This window comes from Variovorax sp. ISS6, from assembly GCF_056523145.1.
Genome location: NZ_JAWRZC010000001.1, coordinates 3,838,722 through 3,853,546, shown reverse-complemented (window position 1 = coordinate 3,853,546; position 14,825 = coordinate 3,838,722). Strand labels below are relative to the sequence as shown.

At 70.0% G+C, this 14,825-nt stretch carries 15 protein-coding genes; 3 read left to right on the top strand and 12 right to left on the bottom strand.

Features of this window, described 5'->3' with window-relative positions; all coding sequences use genetic code 11:
• Positions 1-44 precede the first annotated feature (44 nt).
• The 5 genes from AC1HIL_RS17860 to AC1HIL_RS17840 all read right to left on the bottom strand — a co-directional run bounded on the left by AC1HIL_RS17860 (position 45) and on the right by AC1HIL_RS17840 (position 4,172).
• Complete coding sequence (locus AC1HIL_RS17860) at positions 45-1,457, bottom strand: amidase (RefSeq protein WP_479672354.1); 1,413 nt, start codon at positions 1,455-1,457, stop codon at positions 45-47.
• Positions 1,454-1,693, bottom strand: a complete 240-nt coding sequence (locus AC1HIL_RS17855) for a hypothetical protein (RefSeq protein WP_093341346.1) — start codon at positions 1,691-1,693, stop codon at positions 1,454-1,456. Before AC1HIL_RS17855 ends, AC1HIL_RS17860 begins: the two co-directional genes overlap by 4 nt.
• A 124-nt stretch (positions 1,694-1,817) precedes the next feature.
• On the bottom strand, positions 1,818-2,753 hold the full coding sequence (locus AC1HIL_RS17850) for an AraC-like ligand-binding domain-containing protein (RefSeq protein ID WP_064262248.1): 936 nt from the start codon (positions 2,751-2,753) through the stop codon (positions 1,818-1,820).
• 144 nt (positions 2,754-2,897) lie between these two features.
• Positions 2,898-3,347, bottom strand: coding sequence for a ribonuclease HI (gene rnhA, locus AC1HIL_RS17845; RefSeq protein ID WP_057594204.1), 450 nt, complete (start codon positions 3,345-3,347; stop codon positions 2,898-2,900).
• A gap of 39 nt (positions 3,348-3,386) precedes the next feature.
• The gene (locus AC1HIL_RS17840) at positions 3,387-4,172 is read right to left on the bottom strand and encodes a class I SAM-dependent methyltransferase (RefSeq protein ID WP_261213878.1); all 786 of its coding nucleotides are present in this window, start codon (positions 4,170-4,172) and stop codon (positions 3,387-3,389) included.
• Between AC1HIL_RS17840 and gloB the strand changes: the two genes are divergently transcribed.
• The 3 genes from gloB to AC1HIL_RS17825 all read left to right on the top strand — a co-directional run bounded on the left by gloB (position 4,171) and on the right by AC1HIL_RS17825 (position 8,382).
• Positions 4,171-4,950 carry a hydroxyacylglutathione hydrolase gene (gene gloB / locus AC1HIL_RS17835; RefSeq protein WP_422097231.1) on the top strand — a complete coding sequence of 260 codons (780 nt, stop codon included), beginning with the start codon at positions 4,171-4,173 and terminating at the stop codon, positions 4,948-4,950. The two genes, AC1HIL_RS17840 and gloB, sit on opposite strands and share 2 nt — an antisense overlap.
• Positions 4,947-6,533: a transglycosylase SLT domain-containing protein gene (locus tag AC1HIL_RS17830; RefSeq protein WP_479672353.1), complete on the top strand. Its 1,587-nt coding sequence runs from the start codon at positions 4,947-4,949 to the stop codon at positions 6,531-6,533. Before gloB ends, AC1HIL_RS17830 begins: the two co-directional genes overlap by 4 nt.
• A gap of 82 nt (positions 6,534-6,615) precedes the next feature.
• Positions 6,616-8,382, top strand: coding sequence for a monovalent cation:proton antiporter-2 (CPA2) family protein (locus AC1HIL_RS17825; protein ID WP_057594208.1), 1,767 nt, complete (start codon positions 6,616-6,618; stop codon positions 8,380-8,382).
• Between the two features lie 35 nt (positions 8,383-8,417).
• On the opposite strand, the gene AC1HIL_RS17820 is transcribed toward AC1HIL_RS17825, so the two are convergent.
• The 7 genes from AC1HIL_RS17820 to dnaX form a co-directional block, all read right to left on the bottom strand.
• The gene (locus AC1HIL_RS17820; RefSeq protein ID WP_057594209.1) at positions 8,418-9,257 is read right to left on the bottom strand and encodes an ABC transporter permease; all 840 of its coding nucleotides are present in this window, start codon (positions 9,255-9,257) and stop codon (positions 8,418-8,420) included.
• A complete protein-coding gene (locus tag AC1HIL_RS17815; RefSeq protein ID WP_057594210.1) occupies positions 9,254-10,069 on the bottom strand; it encodes an ABC transporter ATP-binding protein in 816 nt (271 codons plus the stop codon). The genes AC1HIL_RS17820 and AC1HIL_RS17815 overlap by 4 nt, the downstream gene beginning before the upstream one ends.
• A 74-nt stretch (positions 10,070-10,143) precedes the next feature.
• Positions 10,144-11,178: an ABC transporter substrate-binding protein gene (locus AC1HIL_RS17810; RefSeq protein ID WP_057594211.1), complete on the bottom strand. Its 1,035-nt coding sequence runs from the start codon at positions 11,176-11,178 to the stop codon at positions 10,144-10,146.
• A 160-nt stretch (positions 11,179-11,338) separates the two neighbouring features.
• Positions 11,339-11,731: an MAPEG family protein gene (locus tag AC1HIL_RS17805; protein ID WP_057594212.1), complete on the bottom strand. Its 393-nt coding sequence runs from the start codon at positions 11,729-11,731 to the stop codon at positions 11,339-11,341.
• 49 nt (positions 11,732-11,780) lie between these two features.
• The gene (gene recR, locus AC1HIL_RS17800; protein WP_479672352.1) at positions 11,781-12,371 is read right to left on the bottom strand and encodes a recombination mediator RecR; all 591 of its coding nucleotides are present in this window, start codon (positions 12,369-12,371) and stop codon (positions 11,781-11,783) included.
• 24 nt (positions 12,372-12,395) lie between these two features.
• Positions 12,396-12,728: a YbaB/EbfC family nucleoid-associated protein gene (locus AC1HIL_RS17795; protein WP_007836669.1), complete on the bottom strand. Its 333-nt coding sequence runs from the start codon at positions 12,726-12,728 to the stop codon at positions 12,396-12,398.
• Positions 12,729-12,852: 124 nt separating this feature from the next.
• Complete coding sequence (dnaX, locus tag AC1HIL_RS17790) at positions 12,853-14,712, bottom strand: DNA polymerase III subunit gamma/tau (RefSeq protein WP_261213890.1); 1,860 nt, start codon at positions 14,710-14,712, stop codon at positions 12,853-12,855.
• Positions 14,713-14,825: the final 113 nt, after the last annotated feature.

Sequence of the window (14,825 nt, the reverse complement as noted above, 5' to 3'; positions counted from 1 at the left end):
TCGCGATGTGCTGGCGCGGCCAGTCGATGGGTGGGTTGGCGCTTTCAGACCAGCGCGGGCGCGCGGCGGTGGAAATCGGTGGCCTGCTGGAACGCATGGGCCGCGCGCAGCAGCGCGGCCTCGGCGAAGGGCCGGCCGATCAGCTGCATGCCGATCGGCAGGCCGTCGGGATCGAAGCCGCAGGGCACGTTGAGCGAGGGCAGGCCCGTGAGGCTGGCCACGCCGGTGAACTGCATGATCGCGGACAGCATGTCCTCGGGCCGGCCCGGCTCGATCTCCACGCTGGTTTCGCCGATGCGCGTGGCCGCGAAGGGCAGCGAGGGACAGACGAACACGTCGACCCGGCGGAAGGCCTCGAGGAACTCGGCGCGCAGCAGCGCGCGGTAGCGTTGCGCCTGCAGGTAGTGGGTGGCCAGCAGCATCTCGCCGGCCTCCAGCAGGGTGCGCACGTCGTCGCCGTAGTCGCCGGGCCGCTCGCGCAGGCTGCGCTGGTGGTAGGTGCTGGGCTCGGCCGACTCGATGGTGAGCTGGGCCGAGATGTTGCCGTGGATGTGGCCGATGTCGACCTCGACCACCTGCGCGCCCAGTTCGACGAAGGCCGCGATCGCGGCCTTCACGGCGTCGTGCACCGGCGCCTGCAGGTGCTCGAAGAAGTAGCCCGGCACGATGCCGATGCGCAGGTGGCGGCAGCCGCCCTCGAGGTCCTGCAGGTAGTCGTCCACCGCGCGCGGCGCGCTGGCCGCGTCCTTCGGATCGAAGCCCGCGATGGCGCCGAACATCAGCGCGCAGTCCTCCACGCTGCGGGCCATCGGGCCCACCGTGTCCATGCTCCAGGCCAGCGGGATCACGCCGTGGTTGCTGACCCGGCCATAGGTGGGCCGCAGCCCGACGATGCCGTTGATGGCCGAGGGCAGCCGGATCGAGCCGCCGGTGTCGGTGCCGATGGCGCCGAAGCACAGGCGCGCGGCCACCGCCACGGCCGAGCCGCCGCTGGAGCCGGCCGGGAAGCGATCGGTGTCCCAGGGGTTGCGCACCGCGCCGTAGTGCGGGTTGGCCGAAGTGCCGCCCCAGGCGAACTCGTGCATGTTGGTCTTGCCGATGAACAGCGCGCCGGCCTGGCGCAACCGCGTGGCGACAGTGGCGTCGGCCTCGGGCACCCAGTCGGCCAGCAGCTTGCTGCCGGCCGTGGTGCGGCTGCCGCGCAGCGCGACGTTGTCCTTGAGCGCCAGCGGCACGCCATGCAGCGGGCCGAGCTCGTGGCCCGCGGCCGACAGCATCTCGGCCGCGCGCGCGACCTGCAGCGCCTGTTCCTCGAACACGGTGATGAAGGACCTGAGCACGCCATCGTGGGCGCGGATGCGCGCGAGCGAGGCCTCGACCAGTTCCACCGGCGAGACCTTGCGCGCGCGCACCAGCCGCGCCGCTTCGGCCAGCCCCAGGTTCGCGATGTCGTTCATGCGCCCTCCTCCGGCAGCTCGTGCGCATGCGTGAAAGCCGTGACCGGCATCAGCGCCTGCCGCGCGGGATCGCTCATCTGCGCGCTGAGCGCATTGGCGGCGGGAATCCAGGCCTGCAGCACGGCATCGACCGCGGCCAGCCGCTCGGGGCTCAGGTCGAGGCCGGCGCAGCGCGCCAGCGCGGCGGTGTCGATCGCCGGCGGGGCATCGGAGGGGGCGGATGAGGGGGAAGGCATCGTCGTTTCCTTGCGTGAAGCGCCCGTCTGGGGGCTGGCTTCACGATAGGCAACGACGCGGTTCGCGGCTTGGCTGCGCCTGCCATCGCGATGGGCTGGAACCGCCAGCCGCGGAGTGCCGCGCTCAGTGGCGGCGCAACAGGGTCTGCGGCGTCACGCCGTAGGCCTTCTTGAACACGCGGCAGAAATGCGAGAGGTCGCTGAAGCCGTGCTGGAACGCGGCCTGCGTGACCTGCCGCACCCGGCCTTCGCTGAGCGCCGCGTGGCTGGCCTCGAGCCGCTGCTTCCACAGGTGCTGGATCGGCGTGCTGCCGTATTCGGCGAACACGCGCGCCAGCGTGCGCGCCGACACGTGCTGCGCCGCGGCGATCTGCTCCACGTCGAGCTCGCAGTCGTCGAGGTGCGCGGCGATGTACTCGCGCGTGCGCTGGTAGAGCTGGGCATGCGAGGACAGCGCGGCCTCGGCGCCGTCGCTCTGCACCTGCAGCACGGCCGAGAGCATGTCGAGCATCGAGCCCGCGAGGCTGGCCTCCATGGCCTCGCTGCCCGAGAGCTCGAGGCTCGCCGCCTCGCGGATCATGTGGCCGAGCAGCCGCGCCGTGGGATGGCCCTCGGCCAGGTGCATCGCCGTGAGGTTGTGGGCCTCGGGAAAGCGGCACAGCAGTTGCCGGCGCGGAATGCGAACCAGCAGCGTGGACTCGGGCGCGAGGTCGAAGCTGAAGGGCCGCGCGGCGTCGTAGAGCACGATGTCGCCGTTGCGCTGCACCACTTCCCGCCCCGACTGCGAGAGCACGCCGTGGCCCGACACCATCAGGCTCAGCATGAAGTCCTCGTTGGGGCCGCTGCGCAGGTGCTGGGCATCGCGCTCCCAGACATGGCGCGGCGAGGACATCTCGGCCAGCGCGAGCTTGCCGAGCGAGCGCAGCCGGAAGCGCGCGTTGAAATGCTCGCGGTCGGGCACCACGCTCTTGGCCGGAATCAGGTGCTGGCACACCACGTCGCTCCAGTATTCGAAGCGCTGGCCGTCGTCGACCGTGTCGGTGGAGTAGTCGAGGTGCATGCTGCGAGCGAAGGGTTGGAAACCATCTCTCGATGGCCGTCGCAACGCCTCAAGCAACATCCATGCCCTTGCCGAGGCTTGCCCGCGCACTCTAGCGCGCGGGCCCCGCTTCCCTCTGAGGGCTGACCCGTAGTCGCCGCGCGCTCAGCCGCGGCCGAGGGCCTTGTCCACGCCCTTGTTGGCGAGCATGTCGGCGCGCTCGTTGCCCGGGTCGCCCGAATGGCCCTTGACCCAGCGCCACTCGATGGCGTGGCCGCCCTCCTGCACCAGCTTGTCCAGCCGCTGCCAGAGCTCGACGTTCTTCACCGGCTGCTTGGTCGAGGTGAGCCAGCCCTTGGCCTTCCAGCCGCGGATCCACTCGGTGATGCCCTGGCGCACGTACTGGCTGTCGAGGTAGAGCGTGACCTTGCAGGGCCGCTTGAGCGCGGCCAGGCCCTCGATCACGGCCGTGAGCTCCATGCGGTTGTTGGTGGTGTTCAGCTCGCCGCCGAACAGCTCCTTCTCGGTGGGGCCCGACTTGAGCCAGGCGCCCCAGCCCCCGGGGCCGGGATTGCCCTTGCAGGCACCATCGGTGTAGATCACGACTTCGTTCAAGCTCTCTGTTCCTTCATTTCTTCACTGTCGATATTCACGTCATTCGCGGTCGGCGCGGCGTCCCTGCCGGTGCACCTTGCCCGCGATCGGCACCGGCGCCGTGGCGCGGGCGCTGGCGCGGCGCCACTCGGGGCTCAAGAGGCGCATGCCGCGCACGCGCTTGACCGCCACCAGGAAGTAGGCCGCGCCGAAGATCGGCCACCAGCGCTCGCCGGCCACGTCCATCCAGCGGCTGCGCTCGAGCCAGGCCTCGCTGCGTGCGGCCGGCCGGTAGACGCCGAAGCGCCCCGACTCGACCTCGAAGCTCAACAGGCGCAGCCAGTCGCGCATGCGCCAGTAGCCGATGAACTCGCCGCCCTCGGGCAGGAAGAGTTCGCCGAAACCCAGGCGCCGGTACAGGTGCGCGCGGCGCTGCCGCATGCCCCAGAGGCTGGTCGGGTTGAGCCCGCAGATCACCACCCGGCCCTCGGGCACCAGCACCCGCTCGACCTCGCGCAGGGTGGCGTGCGGGTCGGGGCTGAGCTCGAGCGCATGCGGCAGCACCACCAGGTCCAGGCTGTTGGCCGCGAACGGCAGGGCCGCGAAATCGGCCAGCAGCACGGCCTGCGGCGCCTGCGCCAGGTGCGCCGGGTCGTCGAGCGCCAGCCAGCGGTGCGGCATGCGGTTGGCGCGCAGGCCCTCGACCTGGGCCGCCCCGAGCTGCAGCGCGTGGTAGCCGAAAACGTCGGCCACGGCCTGGTCGAACTGGGCTTGTTCCCAGGCGAGAAGGTAGCGTCCGGGGGGGGTCGCGAACCACTCCTGCAAACCTATAATTTGACCGCTCATGACCCTCGTTCCGCTGCCCGCCTTCGCCGACAACTACATCTGGATGCTGCAGGACGGGTCCAACGCGATCGTGGTGGACCCGGGCGATGCCCGGCCGGTGCTCGACGCACTGGCAAGCGGCAAGCTGCAACTGGCCGCGATTCTAGTCACGCACCATCACGCCGATCACACGGGCGGCGTGGCAGAGCTGCGCGCCGCCACCGGCGCCGCGGTGTGGGGTCCCGGGCACGAGCGCATCCCCGAGCCCTACGCACCGCTGGTGCAGGGCGACCATGCCGACGCGCTGGGCCTGCGCTTCGAGGTGATCGACGTGCCGGGCCACACGGCCGGCCACATCGCCTACTTCCTGCCCGCGGCCGAGGGCCGCGCGCCGCTGCTGTTCTGCGGCGACACCCTGTTCTCGGGCGGATGCGGGCGCCTGTTCGAGGGCACGCCCGCGCAGATGCTGGCCTCGCTCGACGCGCTCGCCGCGCTGCCCGGCGACACCCGTGTCTGCTGCGCCCACGAGTACACACTTTCTAACCTGCGCTTCGCCCAGGCGGTGGAACCCGGCAACACCGACCTGACTCAGTACCGGGCGCATTGCGAAAGCCTGCGCGCCCAGGGCGAGCCCACGCTGCCGTCGCAGCTGGCCCTCGAACGCCGGATCAACCCCTTTCTTCGCAGCCGCGAAGCCACTGTCCTTCGAGCGGTGCGCGCGCACGCCGAGCTGTCCCCCGACGCGGGCGAAGCCGACGTGTTCGCCGCGCTGCGCCAATGGAAAAACGACTTCCGATGAAACTCACCGCTGCCGCCTGCCTCGCAGGCATCCTGTTGCTCGCCGGCTGCGCGGGCACCGGCAACCCCTCCTCCTCGTCTTCCTCCTCCCCCTCCTCTCCCCCCACCGCCGGCGGCACCGGCTCCCTCGCCGCCAGCCGCGCCGCGCCCATCTATCCCAGCGGCCAGCTCGCCCCCATCGCCAGCAGCGAGGCGCGCTCGCAGAGCGTGGTCACGCTGGCCCCGCCGGCCGACATGTGGGACCGCATCCGCCGCGGCTTCAAGATGCCCGACCTCGACAACGACCTCGTGCGCGACCGCGAGCAGTGGTATGCGAGCCGGCCCGACTACATCCAGCGCATGACCGAGCGCTCGAACAAGTACATCTTCCACATCGTCGAGGAGCTCGAGCGGCGCAACATGCCCACCGAGCTGGCGCTGCTGCCCTACATCGAGAGCGCCTTCAACCCGCAGGCCGTGTCGAGCGCGCGCGCCGCCGGCATGTGGCAGTTCATGCCGGCCACCGGCACCGACTTCGACCTCAAGCAGAACATCTTCCGCGACGACCGCCGCGACGTGGTGGCCTCCACGCGCGCCGCGCTCGACTACCTGCAGAAGCTCTACAACATGTTCGGCGACTGGCAGCTCGCGCTGGCCGCCTACAACTGGGGCGAAGGCAGCGTGAGCCGCGCCATCGCCAAGAACCAGCGCCTGGGCCTGCCCACCACCTACAGCGACCTCACGATGCCGGCCGAGACCCGCATGTACGTGCCCAAGCTGCAGGCGGTGAAGAACATCGTGGCCAACCCGCAGGCCTTCAACGCCGAGCTGCCGGTGATCGCCAACCACCCCTACTTCCAGACCGTGCCGCTCACGCGCGACCTCGACGTGGAACTGGCCGCCAAGCTCGCCGACGTGCGCATCGAGGACTTCCGCGCGCTCAACCCGGCGGCCCACAAGCCGGTGCTGATCGCCGCGGGCACCTCCGAGATCCTGCTGCCCTGGGACAACGCCGCCGTGTTCCAGCGCAACTTCGACGCCTACACGCAGGGCCAGTACGCGAGCTGGACCGCCTGGGTCGTGCCCAACACCATGACGGTGGCCGACGCCGCCCAGCGCGCCGGCATGAGCGAGTCGGACCTGCGCGCGCTCAACAACGTGCCGCCGCGCATGCTGATCAGGGCCGGCTCCACGCTGATCGTGCCGCGCGGCGCGCGCGTCAAGGAGGACGTGGCGGCGGTGGTGGCCGACAGCGGCCACCTGAGCTTCCAGCCCGAGATCGTCACGCGCCGTACCACCGTCAAGGCCGGCCGCAGCGACAACGTGGCGAGCATCGCGCGCCGCTACAACCTCAAGCCCGCGAGCGTCGCCGAGTGGAACGACGTCAAGCCCAACCATGCCTTCAAGCGCGGCATCAGCGTGGTGGTCTACCTGCCGGTGCGCGCCGCCCCGGCCGCGCGCGTCGGCAGCGGTGCCGGTCCGCGCGGACGGCCGGTCGCGCAGGTCAAGCGCGGCAGCAACGTGAGCAAGGTGCCGGCCAGCGCCTCGAGCAAGCAGGTGGTGCGCGAGAAGCGCGGCGGCACGCCCTCGAAGAAGAAGCGCTGAAGTAGCGCCCGGGCGGCGGCAGGGCCGGTGCATCGCCTTTCGCGGCGCCGGCCACGAACGAATAAATCAGGAGGGCCATGCCATGGCAGTGGAAGGAAGCGCGGGCGATCTCGTCAAGGTCGTGACGCTGTTGGGGGCCGCGGTGGTCGCGGTGCCGCTGTTCAAGCGCATCGGGCTCGGCTCGGTGCTCGGCTACCTGGCCGCGGGGCTGGCCATCGGCCCGTTCGGCTTCGGCCTGTTCACCGATCCCCAGACCATCCTGCACACGGCCGAACTCGGCGTCGTGATGTTCCTGTTCGTGATCGGCCTCGAGATGCGGCCCTCGCACCTGTGGAGCATGCGGCGCGACATCTTCGGCCTCGGCAGCCTGCAGGTGGTGGTCTGCGGCTTCCTGCTGACCGGCGTGGGCATGGCCTTCGGCTTCCCGCTCGCCGTGTCCTTCGTCTGCGCGATGGGCTTCGTGCTGACCTCCACCGCCATCGTGATGCAGCTGCTCGGCGAACGCGGCGACATCGCGGCGCCGCGCGGCCAGAAGATCGTCGCCGTGCTGCTGTTCGAGGACCTGCTGATCGTGCCGCTCTTGGCCATCGTGGCCTTCATCGCGCCGCCCGACGCCACGCAGCACGCCGTCGAGGCCGGCTCGCGCTGGATCGGCGTGGGCATCGCGCTGGCCGCGCTCGCGGCGCTGGTGGCGGCCGGCATCTGGCTGCTCAACCCGCTGTTCCGCGTGCTCGCCAACTCGAAGGCGCGCGAGGTCATGACCGCGGCCGCGCTGCTGGTGGTGCTGGGCGCGGCGCTCTTGATGCAACTCGGTGGCCTTTCGATGGCCATGGGCGCGTTCATCGCGGGCGTGCTGCTGTCCGAATCCACCTTCCGCCACCAGCTCGAGGCCGACATCGAGCCCTTCCGCGGCCTGCTGCTCGGGCTGTTCTTCATCGGCGTGGGCATGTCGCTCGACCTCGCGGTGGTGGCGCGCAACTGGCAGCTGATCCTGGCCGGCGTGCTGTCGATGATGGTGGTGAAGTCGCTGTGCATCTACGCGGTGGCGCGGCTCGCGAAGAGCTCGCGCGCCGACGCGCTCGACCGCGCGGTGCTGATGGCCCAGGGCGGCGAATTCGCCTTCGTGCTGTTCTCCTCCGCACTCGCCGCGGGCGTGATCAGCCCGGTGGTCAACGCCAACATGACGGCGGTGGTGGTGCTCTCGATGGCGCTCACGCCGCTGGTGGTGCTCGCGCACCGCCGCTTCGCGCCGGCCGCGGCCGAGTCCATGGACGGCATCGACAAGGCCGAGGACCTGGTCGGCAACGTGCTGGTGATCGGCTTCGGCCGCTTCGGACAGATCGCGGTGCAGGGCGCGCTGGCGCGCGGTGCCTCGATCGCGATCATCGACACCGACACCCAGGTGATCCGCGATGCCGCCCTGTTCGGCTTCAAGGTCTACTACGGCGACGGCTCGCGCGCCGACGTGCTGCATGCCGCGGGCGCCCACGGCGCGCGCGTGATCATGGTCTGCGTCAACGACAAGGCCGCCACCACGCGCATCGTCGAGCTGCTCAAGGCCGAGTTCCCGCATGCGCAGCTGCTGGTGCGCGCCTACGACCGCGAGCACATGCTCGAGATCGGCAAGCTCAACGTCGACTTCCAGATCCGCGAGACCTTCGAATCGGCGATGGCCTTCGGCCGCCAGGGCGTGCTGGCGCTCGGCGCCTCCGACACCGAGGCCGACGAGGTGATCGACGAGCTGCGGCGGCGCGACGCGGAGCGCGTGGTGCTCGAGATGGCCGGCGGCATCTTCGCGGGCCGCGCGCTGGTGCAGGTGAACACCGAGGCGCACGGCAAGAACGCCTGAGCGCACCCGAGCTCGTTCTCGGGCCGCCGCGCGGTTCAGAGCTTCTCGGTCTCGCCGCTGCGCGGCTGCCACTTCATGAGCCGCTTCTCGATCAGGCCCACCAGCGCATCGAGCGCGAGCGCGAAGGCCGTCAGCACCACGATGCCCGCGAACACGGTGTTGACGTCGAAGGTGCCCTCGGCCTGCAGGATCAGGTAGCCGACGCCGCGCGCCGAGCCCAGGTACTCGCCCACCACCGCGCCCACGAAGGCCAGGCCCACCGAGGTGTGCAGGCTCGAGAACACCCAGCTGGTGGCGCTCGGCAGGTAGACGGTGCGCAGCAGCTGGCGCTGGTTGGCGCCCAGCATGCGTGCATTGGCGAGCACCACCGGGCTCACCTCGCGCACGCCCTGGTAGACGTTGAAGAACACGATGAAGAACACCAGCGTGACGGCCAGCGCCACCTTGCTCCAGATGCCGAGGCCGAACCACAGCGCGAAGATCGGCGCGAGGATCACGCGCGGCATCGAATTGGCGGCCTTGATGTAGGGATCGAGGATCAGGCTCGCGGTGGGCGCGAGCGCGAGCCACAGGCCGCAGCCCAGGCCCAGCACGGTGCCGATGCCGAAGGCCAACACGGTCTCGAGCAGCGTGGTGCCCAGGTGCAGGTAGATGTCGGCATTGCCCTTGAGCCCGTCGGGGAACAGCGGGTTGGCCGGCACCTCGAAGGGCAGGAACCAGCTCCAGATGCGCCCGGCCACCTGGATCGGCTCGCCGAGGAAGAAGGCCACCTGCTGGTTGCGCGAGGCCAGGTGCCAGCCCACGAGGATCACGACCAGCAGCACCAGCTGCCAGAAGCGCGCGTTGCGTTCGTTGAGGGCCAGGCGCGACATCATGCGGCCTTCTTCAGTTGCTGCGCGTAGCCCTTGAGCACCTCGTCGCGCAGCACCTCCCAGATCTGGGTGTGCAGCTCGACGAAGCGCGGCTGGGTGCGCACCTCGGCCACGTCGCGCGGGCGCGGCAGGTCGATCTCGAACTCGCCGATCGGATGAGTCGCCGGTCCGGCCGAGAGCACCACCACGCGGTCGCTCATCGCGATCGCTTCGTCGAGGTCATGGGTGATGAACAGCACGGCCTTCTTCTTCGCGCTCCACAGGTCGAGCACCTCGTTCTCCATCAATTGCCGGGTCTGGATGTCGAGCGCGCTGAAGGGCTCGTCCATCAGGATGATGTCGGGATCGAGCACCAGCGTCTGCGCCAGTGCCACGCGCTTGCGCATGCCGCCCGAGAGCTGGTGCGGATAGCGGTCGCCGAAGCCCGCGAGGCCCACGCGCGCGAGCCAGGCCTCGGCCTCGCGGCGCGCTTCGGCATCAGGCACGCCGCGGTACTGCAGCCCGACCATCACGTTGTCGATGGCGCTGCGCCAGGGCATCAGCGCCTCGGTCTGGAACATGTAGCCCGCGCGCGCGTTGATGCCCGAAAGCGGCTGGCCGAACACCTTGACCGTGCCGGACGAGGGCTGCAGCAGCCCCGCGCCGATGTTGAGCAGGGTCGACTTGCCGCAGCCCGTGGGACCGACCACCGACACGAACTCGCCGGCGCGCACGCGCAAGGTGGTGTCGGCCACCGCGGTGTAGCGCTGGCCGGGGTCGTCCTTCGAATGGAAGATGCAGCTGATCGAGAGGAGTTCGAGTGCGTGGTCGGACATGGCGGAACTGAATGTCGAGCGAAGAGCGTCCCCCAGAAAAAACCCGGCCGAAGCCGGGTCGCGGGACATCGAGGTCAGGCCTTGAACCTGTCCTTCGCTCGCCGTGCGAAATCGTTGGTGTAGGTTTTCGCGAGGTCGATCTTGTCGGCCTTGACGGAAGTATCGAAGCTCGCGATCGCGGCCAGCGCGGTCTTGGGCCCCTCGGACGGCACGATGCCGTCGGGCGCGATCGATTCGCGCACCTTGTCGAACGAGGCGAGGTAGAGCGCGCGGTCGCCGAGCAGGTAGGTCTCGGGCACGGTCTTGATGATGTCGCCCGGGCCCGCGGTCTGCAGCCACTTGAGGCCGTGCACGATCGCGTTGGCCAGCGCCTGGCAGGTGTTGGGGTTCTTCTGCACGAAATCGACCGGCGCATAGAGGCAGGCGGCCGGCATCGGCCCGCCGAACACCTGCTGCGTGCCCTTGAGCGTGCGGGTGTCGCTGATGATCTTCACGTCGCCCTTCTGCTCGAGCATGGTCATCACGGGGTCGGTGTTGCTGATGGCGTCGATCTGGCCCGAGCGCAGCGCGGTGAGCGCGCCGGCGGCGACGCCCACGCCGATGTAGCTCACGTCGCTGGCCTTGAGGCCGCCGCGCGAGAGCACGAGGTTGGCCACCATGTTGGTCGACGAGCCCGGCGCCGAGACGCCGATCTTCTTGCCCTTGAGGTCGGCGATGCCGGCATAGCTCGACATGTTCTTGGTCGATACGCCCATCGCGATCTGAGGCGCGCGGCCCTGCAGCACGAAGGCCTGGAAGAACTGGTTCTTGGCCTGCAGGTTGATGGTGTGCTCGTAGGCACCCGAGCACACGTCGGCCGAGCCGCCGACCACCGCCTGCAGCGCGCGCGCGCCGCCCGCGAAGTCGGAGATCTCGACGTCGAGCCCCTCGGCCTTGAAGTAGCCGAGCTGCTCGGAGATGGTGAGCGGCAGGTAGTAGAACGCCGCCTTGCCGCCGACCGCGATCGAGATCTTGGTTTTCTCCAGCTTCGGCTGCGCGAACACCCGCGGCAACGCGATGGTGGCGGCGGCGATGGCCGAGGCGGAGATGAGGGTGCGGCGGTGAAGCATGGAACGTGGCCTGCGGCGGCGTCTGGTGGCTCTGGAATTCGTCGAAACTGAATCGAGCTTAGGGGCGCGCGCAGGGTCGCTGCATCGGGGTCATCCCGTGCGGGTTTTCACGTAAGCATGAAGGCCTCTCACAGAGTGAAAAAGGCCGCTCTCAGCCGCGCTATTTCGCGAGGAACAGGATCGCGATATTGACCACGAAGGCGGCCGCCCAGACCGCGCTGCGCAGCGCCGGAATGCCCTGAATGTAGAGCGCGAGATAGGCCACGCGCAGCAGCACGTAGGCGATCGCGAGGCGGTCGATCCACAGCTGCGCGGCGCCGAGCTGGTGCGCGATGATCACCGCGCCGATGAAGAAGGGCAGCCCCTCGAAGCTGTTGGCCTGCGCGGCGTTGGCGCGCGCGCGCCAGCCCGCCTGCCTGGCGGCCCAGTCGCGCGGCTGCGCGTTGTCGCTGGGCCGGAAGGCGCCGGCCTTGGCGATCCAGGCCGCGAGGTACGGCAGGCCGCAGGCGATGAAGACGCACCAGTAGGCGACGGTGAGCAGCGACAGGGTCATGGTGTCTCCGGAATCTCTTGGATGCGCGGCGGCGGTGGCCGCCGCGGGATCAGCGCCGGTCGACCAGCGCGTGCGCGATGGTGCCGAGGTCCACGTACTCGAGCTCGCTGCCCGCGGGCACGCCGCGCGCGAGCCGCGTGACGGTGAGGCCGCGCTGGCGCAGCGCATCGCCGATGACATGCGCCGTGGCTTCGCCCTCGGCCGTGAAGTTGGTCGCGAGGATCACCTCGGCCACCGTGCCATCGAGCGCGCGCTCGAACAGCTTCTGCAGGCCCAGGTCCTTGGGACCGATGCCGTCGAGCGGGCTGAGCTTGCCCATCAGCACGAAGTAGTAGCCGCGAAAGGCGTTGGTGCGCTCGAGCGCGGCCTGGTCGGCCGGCGTCTCGACCACGCAGAGCTTGGTCGGGTCGCGCCGCACGTCGAGGCAGACATTGCACACCGGCATCTCGGTGAAGGTGTTGCAGCGCTCGCAATGGCGCACCTGACCCGCCGCCTGCTGCAGGGCGCGCGCGAGCAGCTGCGCGCCCTCGCGGTCGTGCTGCAGCAGGTGGAAGGCCATGCGCGAGGCCGACTTGATGCCCACGCCCGGCAGGCGGCGCAGCGCATCGACGAGCGCGTCGAGGGAACCGGCGTCGGACACGTCAGCCTTGGTGGCGCGGCGGCATCAGAACGGCAGCTTCATGCCCGGGGGCAGGCCCGGCATGCCGGCGGTCAGCTTGCCCATCTTCTGCTCGCTGGTCTCCTCGGCCTTGCGCACGGCGGCGTTGAAGGCAGCGGCCACGAGGTCCTCGAGCATGTCCTTGTCGTCGGCCAGCAGGCTCGGGTCGATGGTGATGCGCTTGACGTCGTGCTTGCAGGTCATCACGACCTTCACGAGGCCGGCGCCCGATTCGCCCTCGACCTCGATGTGGGCCAGTTCTTCCTGGGCCTTCTTGAGGTTGTCCTGCATTGCCTGCGCCTGCTTCATGAGGCCGGCCAGTTGTCCTTTGTTGAACATCGTTGGTCCTGTGGATCGGTTGGGTGGATGGGAAAGGATAAGAGATGGAAGCGCAGCTGGCGGCGAAGCCTCGCCGCCGCAAGGGCCACGGCCGATTGTCGCCGCTGCGCGTGGCCCGCCGCGCTCAGGCCGGTTTGAGCGAGCCCGGGACGATCCTCGCGTCGAAGTCGCGCATCAGGGCCTGGATCTCGGGATCGCTGCGGATCGCCTCCTCGGCGATGCGCTGGCGCTCGTCGGCGGCGGCCTTGTTGCGGCGTGCCGGGCTGTCGACCACGCCGCCGACCTCGATCGCGAGCTTGACCTCGTGGCCGATCGCGGCCAGCGCGGCGATCAGCTTCTCGCGGCTCGAGGGCTGGTTGAGCGACTCGCGCTCGATGCGCAGCAGCCACTGGTCGGTGTCGCGCGCCACCAGCTGCGACTGCAGAGCGAGTTCGCGCGTGAGCGCGGCGATGCTCTCGGCCGCGATCAGCTGCGTGACGGTGGCGAACCAGAAGTCGCCCTCCTCGCTCGGCGGGATCGGCGCGGCGGGGGCCTGGGCACCGTCGCGCGGCGTGTCGCGCGCGCCGGGTGGCGGCTGCACGCGCATCGGCACGGCGACCACCTGGGCGGGATCGGGTTCGGGCACGTCCTCGGGCGGACGCGCCTCGGGGCGGCGCACGGGCTGGTCGACGACCGGCAGGCGGTGGCCCGCGGGGGCGGCGGTCGACGGTTGCGCAGGTGCGGCAACGGGCGCCGGACGCGGCACTTCGGCCGACATACTGCGCACCGGGATCGGCCGCGGCGGCTGCGCGGGGGCGGCAACGGGTGCCGGCGCCGCCGCCGGGGCGTCATTCAGAGTTTTTTTTTCCGCGGAGGCCGAGCCGGCCGCGTTCTGCGCAGGCTTGAACGCCAGCAGCCGCAGCAGCACCATCGTGAGCGCGGCGTATTCGTCGGGCGCGAGGCCGAGCTCGCCGCGGCCGTGCAGGCACAGGCTGTAGAGCAGCTGGGTCTCGTCGGCCGGCATCAGCAGCGCGAGCCGCGCGGTGTCGGCCGCGTCGGGGTCGGTGCTGGACGTGGCAGCCTCGGCGCGCGAAGGCACGGCCTGCAGCACCGCCATGGCCTGCAGCACCGCCGTCATTTCCTCGAGCGTGGAAGCGGCCGACATGCCGTCGATGCGCAGCGCCTCGGAGGTCTCGACCACGGTCTTGCCGTCGCCCTGCGCGAGCGCCTCGATCAGGCGGAACACATGGCCGCGGTCGACGCTGCCGAGCATCTGGCGCACGCCGGCCTCGACCAGCTCGCCGTTGCCGAAGGCGATCGCCTGGTCGGTCAACGAGAGCGCGTCGCGCATCGAGCCGCGCGCCGCGCGCGCGAGCAGGCGCAGCGCCTGCGGCTCGGCCGGCACCTGCTCGGTCTGCAGCACCGAGGTCAGGTGCTCGAGCACCGTCTCGGGCGCCATCGGGCGCAGGTTGAACTGCAGGCAGCGCGACAGCACCGTGACCGGCACCTTCTGCGGATCGGTGGTGGCCAGCACGAACTTGAGGTACTCGGGCGGCTCCTCGAGCGTCTTCAGCATCGCGTTGAACGCGGTGTTGGTCAGCATGTGCACTTCGTCGATCATGAAGACCTTGAAGCGGCCCTGCACCGGCTTGTAGACCGCCTGCTCGAGCAGCGACTGCACTTCATCGACGCCGCGGTTCGAGGCCGCGTCGAGCTCGGTGTAGTCGACGAAGCGGCCGGCGTCGATGTCGCGGCAGGCCTGGCACACGCCGCAGGGCGTGGCGGTGATGCCGCCCTGCCCGTCCGGGCCCTGGCAGTTGAGCGACTTGGCCAGGATGCGCGAGACGGTGGTCTTGCCCACGCCGCGCGTGCCGGTGAACAGATAGGCGTGATGCAGGCGCTGGGTGGTGAGCGCGTTCTCGAGCGCCTGCACCACGTGCCCCTGACCGACCATCTCAGCGAAGGTTTTCGGACGGAACTTGCGGGCGAGCACGATATAGGACATTGCGCCCATTCTAAAAGCCGCGAAGGGGGCCTTCGGCATCCGCCTCTTCGATGTTTCTCATCGATCGATTCACCGCCCCGGCGAAGGGGGCAACGCGAGCGAGGTTAGAATCG

Bases quoted from the DNA above. Each gene is read 5' to 3' on its own strand.
- AC1HIL_RS17860 (WP_479672354.1), bottom strand. From the start codon at position 1,457: ATGAACGACATCGCGAACCTGGGGCTGGCCGAAGCGGCGCGGCTGGTG.
- AC1HIL_RS17855 (WP_093341346.1), bottom strand. From the start codon at position 1,693: ATGCCTTCCCCCTCATCCGCCCCCTCCGATGCCCCGCCGGCGATCGAC.
- AC1HIL_RS17850 (WP_064262248.1), bottom strand. From the start codon at position 2,753: ATGCACCTCGACTACTCCACCGACACGGTCGACGACGGCCAGCGCTTC.
- gloB (WP_422097231.1), top strand. From the start codon at position 4,171: ATGACCCTCGTTCCGCTGCCCGCCTTCGCCGACAACTACATCTGGATG.
- AC1HIL_RS17840 (WP_261213878.1), bottom strand. From the start codon at position 4,172: ATGAGCGGTCAAATTATAGGTTTGCAGGAGTGGTTCGCGACCCCCCCC.
- AC1HIL_RS17830 (WP_479672353.1), top strand. From the start codon at position 4,947: ATGAAACTCACCGCTGCCGCCTGCCTCGCAGGCATCCTGTTGCTCGCC.
- AC1HIL_RS17825 (WP_057594208.1), top strand. From the start codon at position 6,616: ATGGCAGTGGAAGGAAGCGCGGGCGATCTCGTCAAGGTCGTGACGCTG.
- AC1HIL_RS17820 (WP_057594209.1), bottom strand. From the start codon at position 9,257: ATGATGTCGCGCCTGGCCCTCAACGAACGCAACGCGCGCTTCTGGCAG.
- AC1HIL_RS17815 (WP_057594210.1), bottom strand. From the start codon at position 10,069: ATGTCCGACCACGCACTCGAACTCCTCTCGATCAGCTGCATCTTCCAT.
- AC1HIL_RS17810 (WP_057594211.1), bottom strand. From the start codon at position 11,178: ATGCTTCACCGCCGCACCCTCATCTCCGCCTCGGCCATCGCCGCCGCC.
- AC1HIL_RS17805 (WP_057594212.1), bottom strand. From the start codon at position 11,731: ATGACCCTGTCGCTGCTCACCGTCGCCTACTGGTGCGTCTTCATCGCC.
- AC1HIL_RS17795 (WP_007836669.1), bottom strand. From the start codon at position 12,728: ATGTTCAACAAAGGACAACTGGCCGGCCTCATGAAGCAGGCGCAGGCA.
- dnaX (WP_261213890.1), bottom strand. From the start codon at position 14,712: ATGTCCTATATCGTGCTCGCCCGCAAGTTCCGTCCGAAAACCTTCGCT.